Source organism: Flavobacteriales bacterium, assembly GCA_016713875.1.
Lineage (GTDB): Bacteria > Bacteroidota > Bacteroidia > Flavobacteriales_F > PHOS-HE28 > PHOS-HE28.
Genome location: JADJOI010000003.1, coordinates 79,099 through 101,954, shown reverse-complemented (window position 1 = coordinate 101,954; position 22,856 = coordinate 79,099). Strand labels below are relative to the sequence as shown.

The window sequence follows — 22,856 nt, the reverse complement described above, 5'->3', positions numbered from 1 at the left end:
AGCGAGGAGCTTGCCTAGCTTTCCGGCTGCGACCGGAGATGCCCGCCACCCACCTGAAACTGCTGCTGATCCCCGCTGCTCTGGCCGTATGGTGGCGGATCAAGGCGCGACCGGACGCTTGGCTGCCCTGGGCCGGTGCTCAACTCGCGGCCGCCCTGCTGGTCGAATCCACAGCGACGGCCCTCAGTCTGGCGGAACTCAGCAATGAGGGCCTTTACAACCTCTACATACCGATCGAATTCGGAACGCTGAGCCTGATGCTGCTGCATGTGACCCGACCGGACCGTCGGCGCAAATGGCTCACGCTCGTCGCCGCCCTCCTCTTCCTGCTCGTCATGGCCTGGGAGTTCGCCCGCAACTGGCGCATGGGCGAGCCGAACCTCTTCCTCGCCATGACCGTGATCTCCGGCGGCCTGCTGCTCTCCTTCCTGGCCCTGTTCGCGGGGCTGGCCCTGGCGGACACGGTGACCGAACCGCAGGTGGAGCGCTCCGTGTGGTGGCTGCTGGCCTCGGTGGCCCTCTACTTCATGAGCTTCACCCCGATCTTCGGACTGGTCAAGCACTTCTCGGCCACCGATCCCGGGAAGGCGCAGGCGATCATGAAGGTGAACGACCTGCTCTTCGTGATCCGCTACTCCTTCATGGGCATCGCCTTCCTGAACCTTCTGCCACGCCCCCGCCGGTCATGAGCGACACCGACCTGTACATCACGGTCATCGTGGTCTCGCTGAGCCTGCTGGCGCTGACGGCGGTCCTCTTTCTGCTGATGATCGCGGGATCCAACCGCCGCCACCGCCACCGCGCCGAGCTGGCCGAGCTGCACCTGCAGCGCGATGCCGAGCTGCGCCGCGCCGAACGCGAGGCCACCGAGCACACCCTCACCGAAGTGGGCCGCGAGCTGCACGACAACGTGGGCCAGCTGCTCACCGTGGCGCAAGTGGGCCTGCTGGACCATCTGGAGGAAGGCGCCAAAGGACATCCGCGTGTGGCCACCGCGCTGGAAGCCCTGGACCAGGGGATGGAGGAGGTGCGCCGCCTGGGGCGAAGCCTCAACCGCGACCACTGGCAGCAGCTGGGCCTGGCCCGCGCGCTCGAACTGGAGGCCACCCGCCTGGAGCGCCTCGGCAAGGCCCGCGTGCTGGCGCACCTGGACAGCACGGCGCCGGATCCGCCCGCCGACGTGAAGACCATCCTGTTCCGCGCCTTCCAGGAGGTGGTGGCCAACGCCCTGCGCCACAGCGGCGCCCGCACGATCACCATCGCGCTGCGCGGCGCCCCGCCCACCCTACAGCTACAGGACGATGGCCGCGGTTTCGACCCCGCCGCCCCGCGCGGCGGCAGCGGGCTCACCAACATCCGCACCCGCTGCGGTCTCATCGGCTACACCGCCACCCTGTCCACCGCGCCCGGCAAAGGCTGCACGTGGACCTTCACCCCCACATCCGCTCATGCCCCATCCGGTAGCCCTGGTGGATGACCACCACATGGTGCGCGAGGGTCTCGCCGCCACCATCAACGCGTTCGCCGACTATACCGTGGTGCTGGAAGCGGCCCATGGGCAGGAACTGATCGATGGCCTCGAGGGCCGGCCCGATCCCGCCATCGCCGTCGTGGACCTGCACATGCCGGTGATGGACGGCTTCGCCACCATCGCCTGGCTGCGCGCCCACCGACCGGCGGTGCTTCCGCTGGCGCTCACCTTCGACGCCAGCGATGAGGCCCTGGTGCTGGCCTTCCGCGCCGGAGCGCGGGGCTTCCTGTGCAAGAACGCCCGCAGCGCCCTGCTCAAGCACGCCCTGGACAGCCTGGTCCACACCGGCTATTTCCATTCCAACGAAACGCACACGGAGCCGGTGGACCACGGCTCCCTGCGCGCGCGGATCGACCACGAGCGCGCCGACATCCTGAGCCGCATCACCCCGCGCGAGCTGGAGTTCCTGCGCCTGGTGTGCTCGTCCGAGGAGCTCACCTACGAAGGCATCGCCGAGCTGATGGGCGTGCAGCCGCGATCGGTGGAGAACCACCGCACGAACCTCTTCGAGAAGTTCGGCATCAAGAGCAAGACCGGGCTGGTGCTGTTCGCCTTCAAGTGGCGCATCGTGGAGCCGTGAGCGGAGCGGTGCGCCGATCGTGCCACGCGCCCCTGCCCTTGCCCTATCGCACCACCAGCACCGGCAGCCGACGCTCGCCGCCCTCCTCCACCAGCCGCAGCGTGTACGCCCCGGGCGCCAGCCCGTCCACGTTCAGCGGATGGACCTCGCCGTCCACCGGCCACCAGCCGGTGACCTGCTGGCCCAGCGCATTGATGAGCGCTGCGCGGGCGCGCCCACGCAGGCAGGGCACACGCAGCGTGAGCGGACCGCTGGTCGGGTTCGGCACCACGCGCGCAGCACCGGCGCAGCCCACATCGGCCACGGCGTTGTCGATGGCCACGGTGATCACCGCCGTGCAGAGGGTGACGTTGCCCGCCTGATCCACGGCCGTCCACGTGACCACGGTGGTGCCGGGCGCGTACATGCCGCTGGCGTCCACGGTGCCGTTGACATCGTTGGCGACAGTGACGGCGCAATCGTCGAAGGCCACCGCAGGCTCAAGGCTGACGAACACGGGACCCACCTCGCCTCCGACCACGACGGTGTCGCGCGGACAGATGAGCACCGGCGGCACCGTGTCCACCTGAACGAGCAGGGAATCGCGCTCGGCGCAGCCACGCTCATCCGTCACCTCCACCCAGGCCAGCGCCGGCGGGTTCACCGAAAGGACCGTGCCCGCGCTGCCATCGTTCCAAAGGATGGTGTGCAGCAGGCCCGACACCTGGAGCTGCACGGGCGTGTTGTCGCACACCACGGTGTCCGGGCCCAGGTCCACCAGATCGGTGCCCGCATCCACCACCTGCACGGTGTCCGTGGTCGTGCCACAGGCCGACGTGACGGTGACCCAGTAGGTGCCCGGTAGCCAGGCCGTGAAGGTCTGCGCGCTACTGAGGTCCTGCCATAGGTAGCTCTGGTAGCCGGGTCCGGCGTCGAGCACCAGCACTTGGCCCATGCACAGCGTATCGCCGGCCCCCAGTTCCACCGGCGGCATGTAGGGCACCTCCACCACCTGCACCGTGTCGCGCAGCACGCAGCCGTTGCCGTCGATCAGCTCCACCCACACCTCGCCCGCTGCCGTGATGGTCGTGGTCTGCTGGGTGGAACCCGTGCTCCAGGTGTGGGACGCACCGGGCCCGGCATCGAGCACCAAAGCCTGTCCCGTGCATACCGCAGTGTCCGGGCCGAGCGTGTAGGTCGGCGGTGGTGCATAGTGCAGCACATGCGTTCCCACCGTATAGCCGCAGGGGCAGGCCTTGGCCACGCGCACCACGGCGCTGTCCGTGCCGGGCCAGGCCAGCGTCAGGAGCGTATCGCCCGCGGTGGGTGGCACCAGCGCCTCGTTCACCCACCAGGTGTACGCGCAGGCCGTGTCAGGCTGCTCCACGGCGATGTCCGCGGTGCCGGTGGTGCATGCCGAGTCAGGACCGACCAACGCGATGTCGCCCCGGAACCGTGCGCCGCGCACGAAAAGTGGGAGACTGAGCTCGCCACGGCCCGACCCGAGAGGCGGTCCGAGGCTCACATACCCGCAGCCTGCGCCAAGCTGTTCCGGTGTTTGGATGACCCCGACGAACTGGGAGAGGATGTTCCCGCTGTCGTAGATGCGCCCGTCAGGGGCCAGGCGCATGTGCGCACGCTGAAAGGAACCCGGCAAGGTGAACTTCGATGCTTGGATGGCCGAGGCCGTGGTCTGGGTCAGGTCGTACTGATGGATGCCATCGAAGTCGGACATGTAGAGCACCTGATCGTCCGGGGAGAATTCAGCCGACATCAAGTAGTTGATGCCGACGAACGAAAAGTCGAGCTGGTTGCTCAAGGTGCCCGCGGCGGCATCGAAGTCGAAGAGGTGCCAGGAGTGGATGAACGGGAAGGGCGTGCGCCAGCACATCACCACCCGTTTGGCCGCATGGCTGAAGGTGGGCCGCAGGATGTTGTCGCTGTTGGGGATCACCGTGATCACCGGGGGCTGGAAGCCGTTGGCGGTGAGCAGCCAGGCCTCGATCCGAGAAGGCTGGGTCCTCGGAAAGAGGAACCAGATGTCCGTGCCGTTGCTGTGGTACGCCGCCGCCATGCACTCCTTGCCCTGCGTGTGCAACAGCTGGTTCTTGATCGTGATGTCACCGAGCCCGCCGTTCAGGCTCATGTCCACCTTGTTCCAGCGCACGCCGTGGCTGGTCCAGTTCTCCATCTCGTCCATCGTGACCAGGCAGTATTCGGTGCTGCTGCCCGGCCAGGGCACGATGATCGCCTGGTTCACGCTGGAGGTGGTGCCACCGCCGAGCAGACCGCTCCCGTTCGGCATCACCGTGTGCGTCCGGTCCCAGATGTTCAGTCCATTGCTGTAGCACAGCAGCTCGCCATCGGCATCGCTCATGGTGGCCGTGCCCTCCCAGCAGTACATGGCGCTGGCCGATCCGGCCATCACGGTGCCCGTGGCGAAGTGCAACGATGCACTGTCGGCGAAGAACCAGTTCATCTCGGGGCCCCACGACCGGCAGTTGCCCGTGGTGATCGACACGGTGGTGGAGGTGTTCGTGCACACGGCCGAGGTGGTGGTGAGGTAGATCGAGTACACCCCCGGCTGCGGCACCACGAACACCGTGTCCCAGGCGCTGCCGTAGACCGCGCCGTCCAGGTACCACGTGGGGGTTCCGCCGGTGCTGGTGTTGGTGAGCCACACCGTGTCGCCCGGCAGCACCTCCAGGTCGCTGGCCGTGAACGAGGCCTCGCCGGGGCAGTCGACCTCGAAGAGCTGGGAGGCATCGTCCAGACAATTGTTGACACTGTCGCGCACGGTGAGCAGCGCGGTGTGGAAGCCCTCCTGCGTGAAGCTGGTGCTCGCGTTCGGTGTGGTGGCCAGCGTATCGCCGTCCAGCGTCCACAGGTACGAAGTACCCGGTGTGGACTGGTCGATAAGGTCGAGCAGCGCACCCACCGGCACGGGTGATGCAGGCGACAGGGTGAAGGCGGCGGTGAACGGGATGGGGCACGGCGACGAACAACCCTGCGAGGCCAGCAAACTGGACCTCGTGGTCTGCAGGGTGGCCACCATGCGGTCGCCCTGCCCTGCGGTGAACCGCGTCTGGCAGACCTTCTCCCCGTAGTCCATGTAATCGGCGAACAGGTCGTTCTGATCGCCGAGGCCACCGAGGCCCACCGGCCGGAAGGGGTTGTTCGGCGAACTGTCGTCCGCATCGGTGAAGCAGGAGTTCACCGTGGCGGTGCACGCCACGGAGGCCGTCGCATCATCGGGCGGCGTATCGCACACGCGGTCGCCATCGCTCAGGCAGTCGGCGTTGCCGCAGCCCCCGTCGAAGGTGTGGTAGAGGCCCAGGTAGTGCCCCAGCTCATGCACCGTCACCTTGGTGTTGTGGATCGATCCGCCCAGGTAGGCGGCCTCCACCACGGCCCCGTCCTGCGGCTGGCCGTGCATGCCGGGCAGGAAGGCGTAGCCCGCCACCGCCGACCCCACGGACGTGGAGGTGATCTCGCGCACCACATAGAGGTTGATGTAGCTCAGCGGGTCCCAGTGCGAGAGCAGCTTGAGCGGCGCATCCTGCGTTTCGGCCACCACATCGGTGAGCGGGGATTGGATGTGCTCGATGCCAGTGGTGGCGTTGCCCTGTGGATCGCGCTGCGCCAGGCAGAAGCGGATGCCCATGTCGTGCCCATCGGGATCGAAGGAAGGACCCGCGTTCGCGAAGGCATCGTTGAGCTGTGCGATGCCGGCGATCACCGTCGCATCCGGCAGGTTCTCCGATCCGCCATCGTGCACCACGTGCACCACCACCGGTACGGTGATGAGCCCACCGCCCCGCGCGAAGCCCGCATCGTGGTCCAGCACAAGGCGCAGGCGCTGCTCATGCTGATGCTGCGTGTGCGCCACCTGCGGCCGCCCGGCCATCACCGCGGCATGAAGGGCATCGGTGGCGCAGGGCTGCTGTTGGGCGGACACCGGACCGAGGCCGGCGAGGCCCATCGCAACGGCCGACAGGATGGCGACGTGGAACCGCATGTGAGCAAGGATCGAAGGTGCGCGCGCATGGTCCGGACGTGGTCCGCCGGAACTGTGGAAAAAGTAAGGAACTTCCCGGAACGCGCCGTGGATCACACGGCCGGATCGTGAAGAACTTCAGGTGAAGCGTATCCGGACAGCACCTATCCTTGCGCTACGGCCGGAGCATGCACCCGGCATCACCGAACCCATCGACCGATGAACTTCAGAACGAACGTGCGCACGGTGCTTCATACCGTGCTGATGACCGCCGTATCGGCAGGTCAGCCGATGATGGCCCAGCAGACCTCGGGCACCCCGGCCCACACCTGCGGATTCGACCAGCACCACCGGGAGCGCCTGCTCACCGATGCGATCTACCAACAGCGGCTGCAGGCCTATGAGCAGCAGCTGGCGCATTTCGACATGAGCTCCCGCGGTGGTGGGACCCTCTTCGTGCCCGTGGTGGTGCATATCCTGGAGACGGGCACGTCGATCACGGCCATCACCGACGACCAGGTGCGCGATGGCATCCGGTGGGTGAACGAGCGCTACCGCAAGGTGGCCGGCAGCCCCGGTGATGGCAACGGGGTGGACACCCAGATCGAATTCGCGCTCGCCGTGCGCGACCCCAACGGCCACTGCACCACGGGCATCACCCGCCACGACATGACCGGCAACCCCACCTACATGGCCAACGGGGTGTTCGACGCCGCGTCGGGCATCAGCGATGCCGCCGTGAAGGCCATCGGGGTGTGGGACCAGACCATCTACTACAACATCTGGCTGGTGAGCGAGTTCGACAACAACAACGGCGGTGCGGGCACGCAGGGCTATGCCTACTTCAGCAGCAGCCATGGACAGCCTGAGGATGGCACCATCATGCTGGTGAACAGCTACAAGGACCCCACGAGCATCACCCTGGCGCACGAGCTGGGCCATGCCTTCAACGTGTACCACACGTTCGAGGGGGATGCGAACGGCACGGTGTGCCCGCCGAACGCCACTTGCGGCACGCAGGGCGACCGGGTGTGCGACACCCCGCCGCACATCCGCAGCGCCAGCGACTGCAACCTGGCCGGCACCAACAGCTGCGACGGCAATTCGTCCAACACGCTGTTCAAGAACAACTACATGGACTACTCGGGCGATGCGTGCCAGAACATGTTCACCGGAGGACAGAACACGCGCATCCAGGCCGCATTGACGGTCGACCGGGCCTCCTTCCTGGCGGTGAACGGCAACCTGGCCCTGGTGCCCCCGGCGGCGCCCCAGCTGGACATGGCGGCCAGCCGCACCCTGTTGTGCGGCACCGGTCAGAGCGTGCAGCTCTTCGACCGGTCCTTGTGCATCCCCAACACCTACCTCACCAACCCCGGTCTGCCCGGCATCAGCTTCGCGTGGACCATCACCAACGGGCTGAACACGTACAACAGCACCGCACAGAACCCGGTGTTCACCCTGGGATCGACCGGCGTGTACAACGTCACCCTCAGCATCACCACCGGCCTGGGCACCTTCAACCGCACCGAGAACGGCCTGGTGTTGGTGACCCCCGCACCCGTGGCCGCGTGCACGCCCACCACCAACAACACGGGCAACTTCGCCCAGACGGTGAACAACGTGAGCTTCAATGGCATCGCCAACGCCACCAGCTCGATCAATAACGTGGCCTTCACCGACTTCTCCTGCACGCACAACACGGTGGTGGTGCCGGGCGGCACCTATCCGCTGGCGGTCACGATCCGCGCCGGAGGCAGCGCCGCCGAATCGCTGAACGGCTACATCGACTACAACAACAACGGCGTGTTCGAGGACCCCTCCGAACTGGTGATCTCCGGCAACACGGCGGCGAACACCACGAGCACCATCAACGCCAACGTCACCATCCCCGGCGGTGCGGTGACCAACACGCTGCTGCGCATGCGCCTCTATGGCGAGGCCGGCACACTGAGCGCCAACGAACGCAACTGCCTTGCGGCCACCTTCATCGGCGACGTGGAGGACTACGGAGTGTACGTGAGCAACAGTGTGGCCGGCGTGAGCATCGCCGCCGCCCCGGGCACCACCATCACCTACGGCACCAACGTCACCTTCACCCCCACCCCCGTGAACGGCGGCGCGGTCCCGACCTACACGTGGTACCGCAACGGGGCGGACGTGGGCAACGGCGCCACCTACGCGGCCAACGACCTGCTCCCGGGCGAGACGGTGCGGTGCGAGATGTTCTCGGACCTCGCCAACGTGCTCGCCTCACCCGCCCAGTCCAACACGCTCACCATGACCGTGACGGGCCCGCCGCTGAGCGACTTCACCGCCGACCGAACCAGCGTGTGCGCCGGGGGCACGGTGACCTTCGACGACCTCTCGCTGCTGAGCCCCACGAGCTGGAACTGGAGCTTCCCGGGCGGCACCCCGTCCACCTCCTCCGCCGCCAACCCGGTGGTGACCTACAACACGCCGGGCATCTACGCCGTCACTCTCACCGCCTCCAACGTGAACGGCTCCGGCAGCACGATGACCAAGCCGGGATACATCACCGTGTACGCGGTGCCCACCACGGCCTGCACCGTGACGCGCACGGAGGCCCCTGCGGTGAACATCGGCATCTTCAACGTCGCCTTCCACACCATCGACCACGCCACGGCGTGGGACGGCCCGGTGATGAACGATTACAGCTGCACGCAGATCGCGCAGCTCCAGCCCAACACGAACTACCCGATCGCGGTGACGGTGGGCGGCTTCAACAACCAGTGGGTGCGGGTGTACATCGACTACAACGGCAACGGCCTGTTCGGAGATCAACCGGATGAGTTTGTCTTCTCACCGGCCAACGGCACGGGTGTGCGCAGCGGCAGCTTCACCACCCCGGCGGCGCCCACCACCGGCGTGCTGCGGCGCATGCGCGTGATCACCGACTTCGTGAACACGACACCCGGCCCCTGCACCAGCCCGGTGCAATACGGCCAGGTGGAGGAGTACGGCGTGGTGTTCACCCCCGCGCCGGGCATCGCCGTGGCGCCCCGCGTGCACCTCGAAGGCGCCTACAACGCCACCACCGGCCTGATGAGCGACGCCCTCCGCAGCGCCGGCCTGGTGCCGTCCGTGGAGCCGTACTCAGTGCTCGGCTACAGCTTCGTGGGCGGCGGTGGCGAGAGCACCACGGCCCCGGTGCTCACCGTCACCGGCAGCGATGCCATCGTGGACTGGGTGGTGGTGGAGCTGCGCAGCGACGCCACGCCCACCACCGTGCTGGCCAGCCAGGCCGCCCTGCTGCAACGCGACGGTGACGTGGTGGGCACGGACGGCACCTCGCCCGTGAGCTTCACGCAGAGCGCCGGCACCTACCGCATCGCCATCCGCCACCGCAACCACCTGCCCGCGATGACGCTGAACGGCGTGGCCCTTTCCAGTTCGCCCGCCACTGTGGACCTCACCGTGGGCACCACCGCCACCTTCGGTACCGATGCCCGCAAGTCCATCACCGGCACCTTCCCCGCGCTGGTGCTCTGGGCCGGCGATGTCACCTTCAACGGCCAGGTGAAGTACGCCGGCGGCGGCAACGACCGCGACCCCATCCTGGTGCGCATCGGTGGCAACGTGCCCACGAACACGGCCAACGGCTACTTCCCCGAGGACGTGAACCTCAACGGCCAAGTGAAGTATGCCGGCAGCGCCAACGACCGCGATCCCATCCTGGTGAACATCGGCGGCACGGTGCCCACGGCGGTAAGGAACGCGCAGCTGCCGTAAGGCTCCACCCCTTGTGCACCGCCCGGGACGCCGAAGAGGGGTTCCGGGCGGTGTGCGTTCGGCGTGATCCGCGTCGTCCCATCACGCTCCTTGGAGAGCTCCCGCGCGCACCACAGGACCGGCGTTCCGATCGATCCTCCTCGGTTGGACCTTGGTGGATCAATGGCTATTTTTCTTACCCAAATCCCCGACCCATGGAACGAACCCTGACCCTTCTTTCGTTGATCGTGATGACCACCGCAGCGCACGGGCAGACCCTGGACAACACGAACGCCGTGCCGCCCGTCGGCTACAACGCGGTGATCAACTCCTCGACCTACGCGCCGCCCGGCAACCCCGGCCCGATGCAGACCTGGAACTTCGCCAACCTGACCACGACCGCGAGCAACACGGTGAACCACGTGACCCCGGCCTCCACCGGGTACATCAGCAGCTTCCCTTCCGCCACCGTGGCCACGAGCGACCCCAGCGGGGTCTTCGGCTTCTTCCAGTACACGAGCCAGGGCGGCTACCTGCTGGGCTATCATTCGACCGCGGCGAACGTCACCATCCCCTATCAGAACTCCGAACAGATCATGAAGTTCCCGTGCAGCTTCAACACGACGTGGACGGACAACTTCAGCTCCTCCTTCACCACCAGCGGCATACCGGCCTCCCGCTCCGGAACCAGCACAGGGATCGCGGACGGCTACGGGACCCTCGTGATGCCCTATGGCACCGTGTCCAATGTGCTCCGGGTGAAGTTCACCCAGGACTACAGCGACGACCTCGGGGCCTTCGGCGTGCTGGAGTATGACGCGGAGACCTACCAGTGGTGGAAGCCGGGCACAGGGGTGTACCTGCTCGTGGTGAGCACGTTGGACGTGGTGAGCAACGGGGTGCCCAGCACCCAGCAATTCACATCATGGCTCAATGGTGGTCCCGTAGGGCTGGGCGAAGGCGACGATCCGTCCATCGGCATCGACCTGTTCCCGAACCCCGCTGCGGGCCGCACCACGTTGCGCTTCGGCAGCATCGGCGGTCCTGTGCAGCTCCGCCTCTTCGACCATACGGGCCGTGCCGTGCTGGAGCAGAGCCTGAAGGCGGGCATGGGCATCACCGACCACGAGCTCGACCTGGGCGGCCTTCCCGCAGGCTTCTATCAGGTGCAGCTCACCGCGCGTGATGGCTCCACCGGCGTGAAGCGCCTGGTGGTCGAATGACCGGGCCGACGACGTGACGACAGCCAGCGACGGCCGCCTCCGGGGCGGCCGTTGTGCATTCGCCGAACACTTGCCCCCGCCCGGCCGTTCTCCCTGCCGCAACACCGACGACATGGCCAAGCGCACTTCCTCCGCCTTCCGCATCCACAGCTACCACACCTCCTTCGCCCCCGGCCCGCAGCGCTTCAGCGTGGTGGTGAAGTACGCCGAGGGCGGCGACCCGCGCGAGGGCGAGGTGCAGGTGGACGGCCCCCTGGAGTTCATGGCCGTGCTGCAGCTGCTGCAGATGGGGCCCACCATGTACCACCCCGCCGAGAAGCGCATCAGCAACCTGGCGGCGTGACCGTAGCCTTGTCCTCCTAGGGAGCCCGATCCTCCTGAACGTGAAGCCCGGGTGAACTCCGGGTGACCGGTCCCGTGAGTCATCAACATGTGATCAGTCGGTTATCAACAGCCCGCGCCGGGCGAACGCTGCGCGGATAGCTTCGTGGCCCTTTTGCCGGAGGTGTACACCCCGGCCTGCTTCCGAAGCGCATGCGGCGCCTGCTCCTCCTCTCCCTGTCCGCTCTGGCCATGGGCCCTGCCCTGCGCGCGCAAGCGCCGTGCACGGACTGGCGCATGATCGTGGACGCCGACCTGGCCGGGCACGAGATCACCTGGGAGGTGCTGGACGCGGCCAGCGGCCTGCCCGTGGCCACCGGCGGCCCGTACATGAACAACTCGCACAACGCGGAGCTGCTGTGCCTGCCACTGAACGCCGCCTACCGTCTGGTGGTGCACGACAGCGGCGGCGATGGCATCTGCCCGGGCGGCTATGCCCTGGAGGACCCGAACGGCGAGCGCGTGATCGATAACCTGAACAACGGCTGCACCTACGGGGCGATGAGCGCTTTGTGCAACAACCTGGGCTTCACCAACCCGATCGGCCTGGACCGGGTGCTGAACAGCGAGCCCCAGAGCGCCTCGTGCTCGCGCCTCAACTACCTCACCAACGACTTCTTCATCGCCACGCCGAACCCCGCGGTGGACCCGGCGAACGGCGACGGCTACCAGTTCTGGATCTTCGACCCCAATGGCAGTTACAGCCGGCGCGTGTTCCAGAGCGGGGTGGTGTACAACGGCTGGCCGGACGCCGACCCCAACGATGCGTGCTACCTGCGCTTCGCCTGGATGCAGACCAACCCGGTGCCCTTCAACGTGCTGCTCAACATCGCCGTGCGCACGCGCCTCAACGGGGTGTTCGGCGAGTTCGGTCCGGTGTGCCAGGCCATGGTGCTGCCGGCGGCCCCGGCCTGCCAGACCACCCGGCTGGTGGACCACCCCCTGCATCCCGACCTGAGCTGCGGCGTCACCCGCAGCTTCGGCGGCACCGACCAGCTGCACGCCATCTCGCTGGCCGGCGCCACGGACTACCGCTTCCGGTTCGTGACCGACGGCGGCGGTTTCGTCCGCCAGATCGCCAGCAGCGGCGCCACCCTCACCCTCAATTGGACCACCCTGCCCTTGAGCGATGGCGCCTACTACGACGTCACCGTGCAGCCCAGCTTCGACGGCGGGGCCACTTGGTGCCCCTTCGGTCCGGTGTGCACGGTGCTGATCGACAACACGCCGGCGGCCGCACCGCGGGGCATGCCGGCCGCTGCACCGGACGACCTGCGCATCCGCACCCGCGACGACGGCGGCGTGGAGGTGCGGTTCACGGAGGCCTGTGGTTGGCGTGTGCTCGACGTACAGGGCCGCTTGGTGGCCGTGGGAAGGAGCGATGGTCCGGGCTGGCAGGGCATCGCCCTCGGTGACGCCGCTCCGGGCGTGCATGTGCTGCAGGTGGTGGGAGCGCACTCCCCGCTCAGCCTTCGCTTCGTGCATCACTGAGCCGTACGCCTTCGCGTGTGCCGGGCGGTGGTTACCTTCCCGCCATCAAACCCGCTGCGCATGAACCGGACCCTGACCCTCTTCGGACTGCTCATCCCCCTGGCCGCCTCGGCCGCACAAGGCGGACCCGACACCTACGGCTATACCTGGAAGGACAGCAACGAGCCCGGCGGACCGGTGTTCAACTGGATCGACATCACCGGCACCGGCTTCCAGGTGACCGGCCTGGCGGACGACAACGTCGTGGGCCCCTTCGCGATGTTCACGAACATGCCGTTCTATTGGTACGACCGCAAGGACGTGTGGATCGGCAGCAACGGCTACATCGCCTTCAACAGCACGAACATCGCCTCGCCGTTCCCCAACATCCCCCAGGCGGGCGGGGCCAACGACTACATCGCCGGCCTCACGGCCGACCTCACCTTCACCGGGGCCGGCAATCCCGGCCAGTGCTGGGTGTACGACACGCCGGACACCACCATCTTCTCGTGGGTCAGCGTGCCCTTCTGGAGCGCCACGCCGCCCACATGGACAGGCAGCAACACCTTCCAGATCATCCTGAACAAGCTCGACAGCACCATCACGGTGCAGATCCTGGAGCAGACGGGCTTCACCCAGAATAACGACCTGCTGCTGGGCATCGAGTGCATCAGCGGCGACATCGGCCTTCAGCACAGCGCCGATGTGTACCCCGTGGGCAACTACGCCATCCGCTACACCGCGCCGCAGGTCCCCCTGCTGGCCATCACCGATGGTGCCGTGCGTTTCGTGGGCGCCAACGGCAGCCGCGGCGTGAGCCTCCAGCGCAACGGACCCGCCCACCCGCTGGTGATGCAGGTGCGCAACACCGGCAACCAACCGCTGTCCAACATCACCGCCCAGGCGCAGGTGTTCACGCCCAACAACCTGCTGGCCGTGAGCGATCAGGTGACCATCGCGAGCCTGGTCCCGGGCGCCGACAGCCTCATCACCTTCCCCATCGCCTTCGCCCCCAGCACGAACGGTACGCACCGCTATGTGGGCACCATCAGCGGCATCCCCAACGAGCTGGTGACCACCAACAACACCCTCACCCAGGAGCTGGCCGTGTACGACACCACGCTCGCGGTGCAGCAGGTGCGGTGGAACGGCGGCACCGATGATGGCATCGGCATCGGCTGGAACGGCGGCAACGGCGGCGTGGGCGTCTACCTGGACCGCCCGCCCTTCAGCCCCTGTTACGTCACCGGCTACACCATCCGCCTGGTGAACAACCTCACCCCGGTGGGCATGTACCTCAAGGTCTTCGCCGATGACGGCCCCAACGGAAGCCCCGGCACCCGGATCGATTCGATCTACGTGCAACCCGCCAACGCCGTGGCCGGCGATCAGGTGCACGCCGTGGGCGCCCCCTTCCTCTGGGACCAGGGCGGCCTCTACGTGCAGTGGTACATGGGCGGCAACAGCATCAACATCGCCCAGGACATCACCGCGCCCTTCAGCCTGCACACCTATGAAGTGCTGGACAACGTGTGGGCCGAGTACCGCGACCGCGAGACCACCGACTTCCACCTCGGCCTGCGCGTGGAGCAGCTGCCGGTGTACGATGTGGGCTGCAGCGGCTTCTTCGGCGTGGTGGACGGGCAGGTGGTGACGCAGCCCACCATCGTGCGCACCTGGGTGAAGAACAGCGGCAACCAAGCGGCCAGCGGCTTCCCCGTGAATTACCGGTTCGCCGCGGAGCCCGTGGTGACGCAGGCCTTCCCCAGCACCCTACAGCCCGGCGACTCGCTGCTCTTCACCTTCACCCAGGCCCTGCTGCCCACCAGCACGCAGACCGGTGCGCTGTGCGCCTGGAGCGCCTGGAGCAGCGACATCACAACGGGCAACGACACGGTGTGCGTGAACCTCGACGTGGTGGCCGGCATCGCCGAGCAGGCCTATGCCCTGCTGGACGTGCGGCCCAATCCGGCGAGCGACAGGGTGACCCTGAGCGGCTACGGCACGGGCGGTGGCACCGTGGACCTGGTGGACCTGAGCGGCGCCCTGGTGCGGCGATGGACCCTCGGCGCGGGGGACAACGCCACCCTGTCGCTGGACGGCGTGGCGCCCGGCACCTACCTCTATCAGGTGACCGCGCCGGACCGCCGGTTCACGGGCAAGCTGGTGGTCCACCGCTAGCGCACGGCATCCCCGGAGGCCATCTCAAGAACAGCTTTCGGGCTGCGCGAGGGTCTTTCACGCCCATGCTTCGTTGCAGGAAGCCTCACAGGGCACCCGACCATGCTCGGTTCCTGCGCCTCGCCTGGTCGCGAAATACCGCCCGCTCGCGTCCAAAAGCATTCTTGAGATAGCCTCTACCTTTGGAGCGCCCCGGCACCGGGGCGCTCTTTTTTCGCACCGCATGGACCGCAAGCTCGGACCGATCCTCATCGGCTGGAACGTCATCCTCACCGCCCTCATCGCCTGGGCCCTGCTCGGCCGCGGCGCGCCCGGCACGCCCGAGGCCCCCTCGAACGCCACGGACAGCAGCGCCGTCGCCCTCATCGCCCCGCCCGACACCGGCGCGCTGGTGGACGCCCGCATCGCCTATTTCTTCATGGACTCCGTGCAGGAGCGCTACGAACTGGTGAAGGAACGCGGCAACGCCTTCCGCAACGAGGGCAAGCGGCTGGAGGGCAACCTGCAGAGCGAACTGGCCAAGGCCCAGGGACGCTACGAGGAGCTCATGCGCAAGGACCACACCTACAGCACCCAGGCCGAGGTGAAGGCCGACGAACAGGAGGTGCAGGCGCTGATGGCCCGCATCCAGGACATGCAGGCCCGCGGCGAACGCCAGATGGCCGAGATGGAGGTGCGCATGTTGGAGGAGATCAGCAACGAGATCATGGCCTTCCTCACGGACTACAACAAGGCCGCCGGTCACGACTACATCTTCAGCGTGCAGAGCGGTGGACAGATCTGGGTGGGCAACCCGTCCCTGAACATCACCGAGCAGGTGATCGCCGGGCTCAACGCCCGCCACCGGAACGCGCGCCCGAGCGCCACACAGCAGCCCCCGGCCGCCAAGCCCGCGACCGCCCCATGAACGAACGCCTCCGCCAGGAGCGGCAGGACAACGTGGCCGCCTACGTGGTGCGCATGTGGCACCTGGAGGATGTGCTGCGCGCGGTGCAGTTCGACCCCGATGCCATCCGCACCCGGCTGGTGGAACCCATGGACGTGGATGACGAGCAGAAGCGTCTTGCCCAGGCGTGGTACACCGACCTGGCCGAGCGCATGGTGCAGCAGGGCCTGAGCCGCCAGGGCCATCTGCCCGAGGTGACCGAGGCCATCACCGACCTGGAGGCGCTGCACCACGCGCTGTTGAACGTGCTGGAGGACCCCGCCTATGTGCGCCGCTACATCGATGCGCGCGAGGACATCGACAGCCTGAACCGTCAGCGTGAGGACGAAGAGCCCGCGGGCGTGGTGGAGACCTGCTTCACCGGCCTGTACGGCGTGATGCTGTTGCGGGCCCAGGGGCGCGCGGTGAGCGAGGCCACCAGCGCCGCCGACGGCCGCATCCGCGCCCTGCTCGAAGCCCTCAGCACCCACTACCGCCACATGCGGAAGCTGCCCGGCGTCAGCCTCAATTGAGCACCGCCGATCTTCGCACCGGCCGCTCCCTGGCACGGTCCTCGCCGGTCACGCACCCCATGCGCTCCGCCCCGCTGCTCCTCACCGCATCGCTTGTCCTCATCGGGGCCGCCCATGCCCAGGACACCGCGCGCATCGAGGTGCTCAACGCCGACGTGTGGCGCTTCGATGAGGCCATCGCCCCAGGCGCTCAACGCCTGCAGGGCCATGTGCGCTTCCGCCACGCCGGGGCCGTGATGTCCTGTGACAGCGCCTGGCTCTACGAGGACCAGCGGGTGAAGGCCTTCAGCGACATCCGCATCCTGCACGGGGACACGCTGACCATCACCGGGCGCCAGCTGGAGTACGAGGCCGCGCAACGCAGGGCCGCCCTCAGCGGCGGCGTGCGCCTCACCGATCCGGGCAGCACACTGGACACCGAGCTGTTGGTGTACGACCTGGGCGAGCGCGCCGCCACGTACACCGGCGGCGGCACCCTGGTGAGCCTCCGCCAAGGCGACACCCTCACCAGCCGTCAGGGCACCTACCTCACCGGGCAGCGACGGTTCATCTTCAGCGGCGATGTGCGGCTCCGTCATCCCGAACGCAGCATCACGGCCGATACCCTGCACTACCTCACGGCCTCGGCCACCGCCGAGTTCCACGGGCCCACGGTGATCGCCCAGCGCGACAGCCGCATCACCTGCGTCGCCGGCACCTATGACACGCGCGATCGCCGGGCCCGCTTCACGCAGCGCGCCACCATCACCACCGACGGCCAGCAACTGAGCGGCGACAGCGTGCACTACGACGGGCAGGACGGCATCGGCCAGGCCTGGGGCGACGTGGTGGCCACCGACACCGCCAACGGCACCACCGTGCTCGGCGACCGCGGCCACCATGACCAACGCACGGGCCACAGCTTCGTCACCGGCCGCGCACGCCTGTTGCTCCGGTCGGACGAGGACACCCTGTTCCTGCACGCCGACACGCTCTTCGCGGCACCCGACACCGTGGCGGACAAGCGCCGCATCACCGCGCGCCGCGGGGTGCGCCTCTACCGGGCCGACCTGCAGGGCGTGTGCGACACGCTGGTGTACACCACGGCCGACAGTCTGATCCGCATGTTCCACCGGCCCGTGCTCTGGAGCGGCCGCGACCAGGTGTCGGCGCGCCACATCCGCATCCAACTCGCCGATGGCCGCGTGGACCGACTCTTCGCGGAGGGCGACGCCTTCATGGCGGCCCGGGTGGACAGCACACACTTCGATCAGGTGAGCGGCCGCACCATGACAGGCCATTTCGTGGACAACGAACTGGACCGCCTGCTGGCCGAAGGCAACAGCCGAACCCTCTACCACGCCCAGGAGACGAAGGACTCCGTGAAGACCGTCGTGGGCGTCAACCGCGCGGACTGCGCCCGGCTGTTGGTGCGCGTCCGCGATGGCGAAGTGGCCAGCGTCACCTTCCTCACCCAGCCCGAGGCGGTGCTGTATCCGGTGGACCAGGTGCCGATGGAGGACCGCATGCTGCCCGGCTTCGCGTGGCGTGAGGCCGAGCGGCCGAGCGATCGCGACGACATCCTGCGCCGACAGGAGGTCCCGGCCACCACGCCCTGATCAGGGGAAGCTGCGCATCCAGCTGTCGGCCGGTCGCACGCGGAAACGCTCGCGCAGGTCGCCCACCTTGGGACCAGGTCGTCTTACACGATGTTGTCCAGCTCGATGAGCCCATCGGCGAGCAAGGTGGGCAGCTGCCGCCATCAGCGATCGAGCTGGCTCAATGCCGCCAAGCCGGCCGTTAGATATCGATCTTATAGTACGTGAGCCCACTGAGCTCCAGTTTCATCGTGGACCAGATAGGGCCGGGCCCATATTCCCAGTTCGCAGGAACATCCACGGAGTCGATGGCTGTCGGTGGCAACGTGATCTCCTCCCGGAAGGAGCCGATGTGCAGGACCCCGCTCCGGATCAGCGCCCTCCCCGTGTGCTCATCGTTGTGCCTACAGGACTCACCCTTGAACTTCGCGGAGTAACGGCCATCGCCGTTCGCTTCGATGAGCATCCAAGGGCGGCATTCCGTATCAACGCTCTTCCAGAAACCCTCATAGTTCTCGTCCACTTCAGGGGCTTCTTTGCCGCAGGAGGAGGCCATCAAAGCCAGGGCACCCAACCCACACCATTGGATCAGCTTGAACTTGTTCATGGCACACATGGTCGCTTGGTCGAAGATAGGCGAGCGCCTCCGGTCGGCGGTCATCAGAACTGATGAACTTCTTGCACCCAGCGTGCTATCAAGATGGCGCCCGAGCGTGAGCGGCAGCGGGCTTCCACTTCAGTCCCGGAGGTCAACAGGCCATCCAACATGGTGCGGAGCAAGACCTCGCCGAAGAGGATGGCCACCGGGCTGCTGCCCTTGGGCGATCCCGAAGGTGTGGATCGTGTACGGCGCGCCCTGATCAGAGGAAACGACGCATCCAGCTGTCGGCGAGCCTCACACGGAAGCGTTCGCGCAGGTCGCCCACGGTGGGCACCAGGTCGTCGTACACGATGGTGTCCAGCCCGATGAGCCCTTCGGCGAGCAAGCTGGGCAGCTCCTGCAGACGCACGCCCTGCACGCGCCCTTCACGCTCCACCACCACCACCATGCGGTCGGTGAGCATCAGGTTGAGGTCCTGTTCCAGCTGCTTGATGAAGCCCACGCTCTTGTCGATGCTGCACCCGCTGGCCTGGGCCTGCGCCTCGTCCACCGCCACCACCACGAAGCGGTCGTGCAGCACATCCACGCACGCGTCCAGCGGGGCCCCATGCGCGGCCCAAGTGGCCGTGAAGACCGCCCCGCGTTCGCGGATGAGCCGCTGTTCGGCCTGCCCGAGATCACGCGCCGCCTTGTACACCCAGGCCCGCGCATGCGCAGGCATGTCCATCACCGTCCGGGTCCGTTGTGCCGCTTCCATGTCGCAAAGTTGTGAACGTTCCGTACCCCTGTACGCTCCCGGTGCGCTCCGTGTTCACCGCAAAGCGTCGATCTTTCGTCTTTCCTTGCGATCATGAACCGTGCCATCCTCCGCGCTGCGCATGTAGCGCTCCTCCTCCTCCCCGCCCTGCTCCACGCCCAGCAGGACACCGCACGTTGGCTACGCAATGCCGCCATCAGCCCGGACGGCCGCACCATCGCCTTCTGCTACCAGGGCGACATCTGGCGTGTGCCGGCCGAGGGGGGCGATGCCGCGCCCCTGACCACCAACGAGGCCTTCGACCACTCCCCGGTGTGGAGCCATGACGGCACCCGCCTCGCCTTCACCAGCAACCGCCATGGAGGCAACGACGTGTTCGTGATGCCCGCCGGCGGGGGTGCCCCCACCCGCCTCACCTTCCACGGCAGCGGGGAGACCGCCACCGACTTCACCCCGGACGACACCCAGGTGATCATCTACGGCCACCGGCAGGACGACATGAGGAACCAACAATTCCCCGTGGGCGGGCTCGGCGAGCTCTACACGGTGCCCAGCGCGGGCGGCCGCCCCCTGCAGCTGAGCACGATCGCGATGGAACGCGCACGGTTCAACCCCGCCGGCACCCTCATCGCTTACCACGACCGCAAGGGCTACGAGGACAGCTGGCGCAAGCACCACACCAGCTCGGTGACGCGCGACATCTGGACCTACGACCCGGCCACCCGCGCCTTCAAGCAGCTCACCACCTTCGCCGGCGAGGACCGCAACCCGGTGTGGAGCAAGGACGGCGGAACGATCTACTACCTCAGCGAGGAGAGCGGCTCGTTCAACGTGCACAAGATGCCCGCCTCGGGCGGGACGAGCACTGCGGTGAGCCGCTTCACCGACCATCCCGTGCGCTACCTGAGCATCAGCGACGGCGGCATGCTGTGCTTCAGCCACCGCGGCGAACTGTACACCATGACCGATGGCGGCAGCCCCCGCCGCGTACCCATCCGGATCGTCACGGACGGGCGGTACGACCCCGAGCGCACGGTCGATGTCAACAAGGCCGACGAGTTCGCGGTGAGCCCGAACGGCAAGGAGGTGGTGTTCGTGCACCGCGGGGAGGTCTTCGTGACCTCGGTGGCCGAGGGCACCACACGCCGCATCACCAACACGGCGGAGCAGGAGCGCAACGCCAGTTTCAGCCCCGACGGCCGCAGTATCCTGTACGCCAGCGAGCGCGGCCGGAGCTGGGACCTCTATACCACCAGCCTCACCCGCGAGGAGGAGAAGTACTTCTTCAATGCCACCGTGCTGAAGGAGGAACCCCTGCTGAGCACAGCGGCGGAAGAGTTCCAATGCGCCTATTCGCCGGACGGCAAGGAGGTGGCCTACCTGGAGGAGCGCACCACCCTGAAGGTGCTCAACCTGGCCTCGAAGCAGACGCGCGTCATCGTGCCCGGCGACCGCAACTACAGCTACGCCGATGGCGACCAGTGGTACGAATGGAGCCCGGACAGCAAGTGGTTCCTCGTGGGCTTCCTGCACAAGGAGCAATGGATCGGCCAGGTGGGCCTGGTGAGCGCTGAAGGCGGCCCCGCCTCCGCCGGTGCTACGGCGGACAAGAAGGACATCTTCGACCTCACCCGCAGCGGGTATGGCGGCGACATGCCCACCTGGGCCATGAACGGCGAGGCGATCATCTTCCTCAGTGCGCGCGATGGCCAGAAGAACCACGCCAGCTGGGGCGGCGAGGCCGATGCGTACGCCTACTTCCTCACCCGCAAGGCCTACGATCGCTTCCGCCTCTCCAAGGAGGAGGCCGCCCTGCTGAAGGAGGAGGAGGACAAGAAGAAGAAGGAGGAGGAAGAGAAGGGCGGTGACAAGGCGAAGAAGGACAAGGACAAGAAGGACAAAGAGGCGAAGGAAGGCCAGCCCGAGGAGGTGAAGCCCATCACCATCGAGCTCGAGGGCATCCGCGACCGAAAGGTCCGCCTCACCCCCAACAGCAGCGCCCTGAGCGATGCCGTGCTCAGCAAGGACGGCGAGAAGCTCTACTACCTCGCCGCCTTCGAGAAGGGCGCCGACCTGTGGCAGTACGAGATCCGCACCCGCGAGGCCAAGATCCTCAACAAGATGGGCGACGGATGGGCCCACAGCCTCACCTGGGACAAGGACGGCAAGCAGCTCTTCTACATGAACAACGGGGCCATCAACCGGTACGACATCGAGAAGAACGAGAACAAGGGGGTCGGCATCAGCGGCGAAATGGTGCTGAACGAGCGCGCCGAACGCGCCTACCTGTTCGAGCACATCTGGCGGCAGGTGAAGAAGAAGTTCTACCGCGTGGACCTGCAGGGTGTGGACTGGGACCGGTACAAGGCCGAGTACCAGCGCTACCTGCCCCACATCAACAACAACTTCGACATGGCGGAGCTCTGCAGCGAGATGCTCGGCGAGCTGAACGCGTCGCACACCGGCGCCGGCTTCAGGAAGGAGATGCCGAACGGCGACCGCACCGCCACCCTGGGCTGCTTCTTCGCCAACGAGGCCGGTCCGGGCCTGCGCATCACCGAAGTGATGGACCGCAGCCCGCTGGTGCTGCAGGGCACCAAGGTGAAGGCCGGGCACGTGATCGAGAAGGTCGACGGTGTGGCCATCACCGCCGACATGGACTGGGCGAAGCTCTTCAACCGCAAGGGCGGCAAACCCACCCTGCTGAGCCTGTTCGACCCCAAGGGCAACACCCGCTGGGAGGAGACCGTGAAGCCGCTCGAGGAGGGCGCCGAACAGGACCTGCTCTACCGCCGCTGGGTGGAGCGCTGCCGGCACCTGGTGGACAGCCTCAGCGGCGGCCAGCTCGGTTACGTGCACGTGGAGGGCATGGACGACCAGAGTTTCCGCGTCGTGTACGAGGAGGCCCTGGGCCGCTACCACGACAAGAAGGGCCTGGTGGTGGACACCCGCTTCAACGGCGGTGGCTGGCTGCACGACGACCTGGCGACCTTCCTGAACGGCAAGACCTACATGACCTTCCTGCCGCGCGGGCAGAAGCTCGGCACCGAACCGCACTTCAAGTACCAGCGCCCCAGCGTGGTGGTGATGAGCGAGGGCAACTACAGCGACGCCCACATGTTCCCCGTGACCTACCGCGCGCTCGGCATCGGCAAGCTGGTGGGCATGCCCGTGCCCGGCACCGGCACCGCCGTGTGGTGGGAGGGCCTGCAGAACGGCATGTGGTTCGGCATCCCACAGGTGGGCATGGTGGACAACACCGGCAACTACCTGGAGAACCAGCAGCTCGATCCGGATGTGAAGCAGCCCCTCGATCCGGGGGTGGTCTCACAAGGGCGTGACCAGCAGCTGGAGGCGGCGGTGAAGGCGCTGTTGGGGGACTGACCCCA

General features: G+C 67.2%; 15 protein-coding genes. 12 read left to right on the top strand and 3 right to left on the bottom strand.

What is annotated here, in order from left to right:
- Nucleotides 1-38 precede the first annotated feature (38 nt).
- Genes IPJ87_01865 through IPJ87_01855 form a run of 3 tightly spaced genes read left to right on the top strand, consistent with a single transcriptional unit; the run spans nucleotide 39 to nucleotide 2,111 of the window.
- Nucleotides 39-689, top strand: a complete 651-nt coding sequence (locus IPJ87_01865) for a hypothetical protein (GenBank protein ID MBK7940619.1) — start codon at nucleotides 39-41, stop codon at nucleotides 687-689.
- Nucleotides 686-1,477, top strand: a complete 792-nt coding sequence (locus tag IPJ87_01860; protein ID MBK7940618.1) for a hypothetical protein — start codon at nucleotides 686-688, stop codon at nucleotides 1,475-1,477. Before IPJ87_01865 ends, IPJ87_01860 begins: the two co-directional genes overlap by 4 nt.
- Nucleotides 1,449-2,111: a response regulator transcription factor gene (locus tag IPJ87_01855; GenBank protein MBK7940617.1), complete on the top strand. Its 663-nt coding sequence runs from the start codon at nucleotides 1,449-1,451 to the stop codon at nucleotides 2,109-2,111. The genes IPJ87_01860 and IPJ87_01855 overlap by 29 nt, the downstream gene beginning before the upstream one ends.
- A 43-nt stretch (nucleotides 2,112-2,154) precedes the next feature.
- Here the strand turns inward: IPJ87_01855 and IPJ87_01850 are convergent, their stop codons facing one another.
- Nucleotides 2,155-6,108, bottom strand: coding sequence for a hypothetical protein (locus IPJ87_01850; protein MBK7940616.1), 3,954 nt, complete (start codon nucleotides 6,106-6,108; stop codon nucleotides 2,155-2,157).
- Between the two features lie 198 nt (nucleotides 6,109-6,306).
- On the opposite strand from IPJ87_01850, the gene IPJ87_01845 reads away from it, so the two are divergent.
- The 8 genes from IPJ87_01845 (at nucleotide 6,307) to IPJ87_01810 (ending at nucleotide 18,130) form a co-directional block, all read left to right on the top strand.
- On the top strand, nucleotides 6,307-9,840 hold the full coding sequence (locus tag IPJ87_01845; GenBank protein ID MBK7940615.1) for a PKD domain-containing protein: 3,534 nt from the start codon (nucleotides 6,307-6,309) through the stop codon (nucleotides 9,838-9,840).
- A gap of 194 nt (nucleotides 9,841-10,034) precedes the next feature.
- Nucleotides 10,035-11,042: a T9SS type A sorting domain-containing protein gene (locus tag IPJ87_01840; protein ID MBK7940614.1), complete on the top strand. Its 1,008-nt coding sequence runs from the start codon at nucleotides 10,035-10,037 to the stop codon at nucleotides 11,040-11,042.
- A 112-nt stretch (nucleotides 11,043-11,154) separates the two neighbouring features.
- Nucleotides 11,155-11,385 (top strand): hypothetical protein, encoded by a 231-nt coding sequence (locus IPJ87_01835; protein ID MBK7940613.1) that lies wholly within the window; start codon nucleotides 11,155-11,157, stop codon nucleotides 11,383-11,385.
- Between the two features lie 191 nt (nucleotides 11,386-11,576).
- Nucleotides 11,577-12,914, top strand: a complete 1,338-nt coding sequence (locus tag IPJ87_01830) for a hypothetical protein (GenBank protein ID MBK7940612.1) — start codon at nucleotides 11,577-11,579, stop codon at nucleotides 12,912-12,914.
- Between the two features lie 60 nt (nucleotides 12,915-12,974).
- On the top strand, nucleotides 12,975-15,074 hold the full coding sequence (locus IPJ87_01825) for a T9SS type A sorting domain-containing protein (protein MBK7940611.1): 2,100 nt from the start codon (nucleotides 12,975-12,977) through the stop codon (nucleotides 15,072-15,074).
- 223 nt (nucleotides 15,075-15,297) lie between these two features.
- The gene (locus IPJ87_01820; GenBank protein MBK7940610.1) at nucleotides 15,298-15,981 is read left to right on the top strand and encodes an OmpH family outer membrane protein; all 684 of its coding nucleotides are present in this window, start codon (nucleotides 15,298-15,300) and stop codon (nucleotides 15,979-15,981) included.
- Nucleotides 15,978-16,532: a DUF4924 family protein gene (locus IPJ87_01815; protein MBK7940609.1), complete on the top strand. Its 555-nt coding sequence runs from the start codon at nucleotides 15,978-15,980 to the stop codon at nucleotides 16,530-16,532. Before IPJ87_01820 ends, IPJ87_01815 begins: the two co-directional genes overlap by 4 nt.
- Nucleotides 16,533-16,591: 59 nt before the next feature.
- Nucleotides 16,592-18,130 (top strand): hypothetical protein, encoded by a 1,539-nt coding sequence (locus IPJ87_01810; GenBank protein MBK7940608.1) that lies wholly within the window; start codon nucleotides 16,592-16,594, stop codon nucleotides 18,128-18,130.
- 181 nt (nucleotides 18,131-18,311) lie between these two features.
- Here IPJ87_01810 and IPJ87_01805 read toward each other — a convergent pair whose 3' ends face one another.
- On the bottom strand, nucleotides 18,312-18,716 hold the full coding sequence (locus IPJ87_01805) for a hypothetical protein (GenBank protein MBK7940607.1): 405 nt from the start codon (nucleotides 18,714-18,716) through the stop codon (nucleotides 18,312-18,314).
- Nucleotides 18,717-18,969: 253 nt separating this feature from the next.
- Entirely contained in the window at nucleotides 18,970-19,467 is a 498-nt protein-coding gene (locus IPJ87_01800; protein ID MBK7940606.1) for a hypothetical protein, read from the bottom strand.
- A 93-nt stretch (nucleotides 19,468-19,560) separates the two neighbouring features.
- Here IPJ87_01800 and IPJ87_01795 point away from each other — a divergent pair, with 93 nt between their 5' ends.
- A complete protein-coding gene (locus IPJ87_01795) occupies nucleotides 19,561-22,851 on the top strand; it encodes a PD40 domain-containing protein (GenBank protein MBK7940605.1) in 3,291 nt (1,096 codons plus the stop codon).
- Nucleotides 22,852-22,856: the final 5 nt, after the last annotated feature.